Consider the following 2,565-nt stretch of genomic DNA (forward strand, 5'->3'; position numbering starts at 1 on the left):
CCTTCGCTGGCATTTCGGGGTTCACGATCGATGACACAGAGTGCCCCAAGGGCGTGACCGCTCGGTCCGATGATCGGCACGCCGGCGTAGAACCGCAGGCCAAAGTCGCCGACTACGAGTGGATTATCGGCGAAGCGAGGATCTTGTGTCGCATCAGGAACGTAGAGCACTTCGTTGGGATGTAGGATCGCATGAGCGCAGAAGGATGCGTCACGGGAGGTTTCCACCACGTCCAGGCCGACGCTGGCCTTAAACCATTGCCGGTCCTTGTCGATGAGTGAGATCGCGGCAATCGGCGTCGAGAACAGCTGACTTGCCAGACCTGGGAAGATGTCAAAGTCAGCCGTGCGCTCGGTTTCGAGGATATTCAACGCGATCAGGGCCGTCAGCCGCTCGCGTTCGTCATCAAGCTCCACCGCTGCGGGCATGCTGGTTCCTAAACGTGTAAACTCAAGACTGCAGCGATTAAGAAGCGATGGCTCGCGTCATCAGGTTTGGCGTGAGCGCTGAAAGGCCCGTCACTCTGCTACAGGCGCCGAGCTGAGGATGTTGATCCCAGCCAGCGTGTCTTGTGAGGAGGCCAGGCCTTCAAAGACCGGCCGCGAGAAATAGAAGCCCTGCATGAAGCGCAGACTGGTGGAGCGTAGCGCCTCGACCTCCTCGCGTCGCTCAACGCCCTCGGCGACGACCTTGATGCCGATCTCGGCGCCGAGCGCGACGAGGCTGGCGACGATGGCCAGCCGTACCCGGTCTCGGTCGCAATCCTGCACCAGCGCACGGTCGAGCTTGATGATGTCGGGCCGCAGGTCGGCCAGCCGAGCGAGGCCCGAATAGCCAGTGGCGAAGTCGTCCAGCGCGATCTGGAAGCCGTGGCGGCGATATTCCTTGATGATGTTCTGCGTGTGTCGCAGGTCGTTGATCTGCTCGCCCTCGGTCAGTTCGAAGGTGAGCCGTTGCAGCGGAAAGTTGTGCCGCCGCGCGGCGTCCAACGTCAAACGGATGCAGGCACGCGGTTCATAAACCGCATTCGGCAAGAAGTTGATATTGAGCTGGCAGCCTAGCTTCAGCCGCGCCGCAAGCTCGATCGCCTTGATCCGGCAGGCTTGGTCGAAGGCATCGAGGTTCTCCGCATTCAACTGCGCCAGCACACTGGCGGCCCCTTCGCCATTCGGCCCTCGCACCAGCGCTTCGTGGGCATCGATGCGGTGGTCTTGGAGATCGACAACCGGCTGGAAGGCCATGGTGAAAGGGAAGAGCTCGGGCATGTGGCGGCAGGCTGAACAGCCAACAACAGCTTCTTGCATGGCAACTAGCCCAATCATGCGATCGAAATACACCCTACAGATGAATTTATTGTAAATAAATAAACGATGTAGGTTGAGACGTAGGTCGCCATTTCAGACGGCGGATTCAAGTTTCGGAGCGAACAGCCAGACCGTCGGCTTGTTTTCTGCCAACCCGTTCGGCCAGCAGCATGCTGAAATGCTCGCTCGGGGTTGCGAAGTCGAGCGTCTTTCGTGGCCGTCCATTCAGGCTGTCGGCGACCAGATCGAGGTCGTCCTGATCGAAGCCTGCCAACGAGGCGCCTTTCGGAAAGTACTGGCGCAGCAGGCCATTGGTGTTCTCGTTGGAGCCGCGCTGCCAGGGCGAGTGGGGGTCGGCGAAGAAGATCCGCATGCCGGTGCTCAGGGCCAGGCTCGCGTGCTGGGCCATTTCCTTGCCCTGGCCGTAGGTCAGGGTCTTGCGTAAGGGGGCGGGAATGGCGGCCAACGCCCCGGCGAAGGCACTGGCGACCACGTCGGACTTGCGGGTCGGCCTGTGCACCAGCACCACGAAACGGCTGGTCCGCTCGACCAGCGTGCCGATGGCACTCGCCCCGCCGGCGCCCAGGATGAGGTCGCCTTCCCAATGGCCAGGCACCAGCCGGCCCTCGACCTCCTCAGGCCGTTCCCTGATGTTGGTCATGTTGCAGAGCTTGCCGCGGCGCTCGCTGCCCTTCGGCTTGCGGCCCCGCAGCGGCTTGTCCTGCCGCAAATACGAGATCAACTCGCGGCGTAGTTCACCGCGCGGCAGGGCATAGATCGCCGTGTAGATCGTCTCGTGCGATACCGACAGGCCAGACGCCTGCTCCATGCCCGCCTCCATCCGCTGGCGCCGGCCCGAGATCTGCTCGGGCGACCAGCCCAGACGCAACAACTCCGCCACTTGGCCAAAGCGTGCGCCATCCTGCGCCAGGACAGGCTTGCGACCCGTCAGACGCCGGGCCACAGCGGCCTGCGCCACCGCCGCCTCCGCTTGGTAGACGGTCGCACCACCGTGCCGATTGATCTCCCCCGAGATCACCCCCGGCGAGCGATCCAGGTCGCGCGCGATCGCCCGGACACCCCAGCCGTCACGCAGGCGAAGCTCGATCGCCGACCGATCAAACACCGTCAGCTTGCGTCGTTGCTCTGCCATCCCACCACCCTAGACCCGCTTGCCCGATCTGGGTGTTCGCTACGGAGTTTGAATCCGCCCATTGATTGTAGACCGGCTAGATCATCCAGGCCACATTCGACCATTAAG

3 protein-coding genes are annotated in these 2,565 nt (G+C 62.6%); all 3 read right to left on the minus strand.

Going from position 1 to position 2,565, the window contains the following annotated elements; all coding sequences use genetic code 11:
• On the minus strand, window positions 1-428 hold a 428-nt coding region (locus tag ABW043_RS06745), incomplete at its 3' end, for a GAF domain-containing protein (protein ID WP_353920452.1).
• A 90-nt stretch (window positions 429-518) separates the two neighbouring features.
• Entirely contained in the window at window positions 519-1,241 is a 723-nt protein-coding gene (locus tag ABW043_RS06750) for an EAL domain-containing protein (RefSeq protein WP_353920453.1), read from the minus strand.
• A 169-nt stretch (window positions 1,242-1,410) separates the two neighbouring features.
• Window positions 1,411-2,457: an IS30 family transposase gene (locus ABW043_RS06755; RefSeq protein WP_353920454.1), complete on the minus strand. Its 1,047-nt coding sequence runs from the start codon at window positions 2,455-2,457 to the stop codon at window positions 1,411-1,413.
• Window positions 2,458-2,565: the final 108 nt, after the last annotated feature.

It is taken from the genome of Devosia sp., assembly GCF_040509215.1.
Classification (GTDB): domain Bacteria; phylum Pseudomonadota; class Alphaproteobacteria; order Rhizobiales; family Devosiaceae; genus Devosia.

Excerpts from the sequence above, each read along its gene's own strand:
- ABW043_RS06750 (WP_353920453.1), bottom strand. The coding sequence starts at position 1,241 with ATGGCCTTCCAGCCGGTTGTCGATCTCCAAGACCACCGCATCGATGCC.
- ABW043_RS06755 (WP_353920454.1), bottom strand. The coding sequence starts at position 2,457 with ATGGCAGAGCAACGACGCAAGCTGACGGTGTTTGATCGGTCGGCGATC.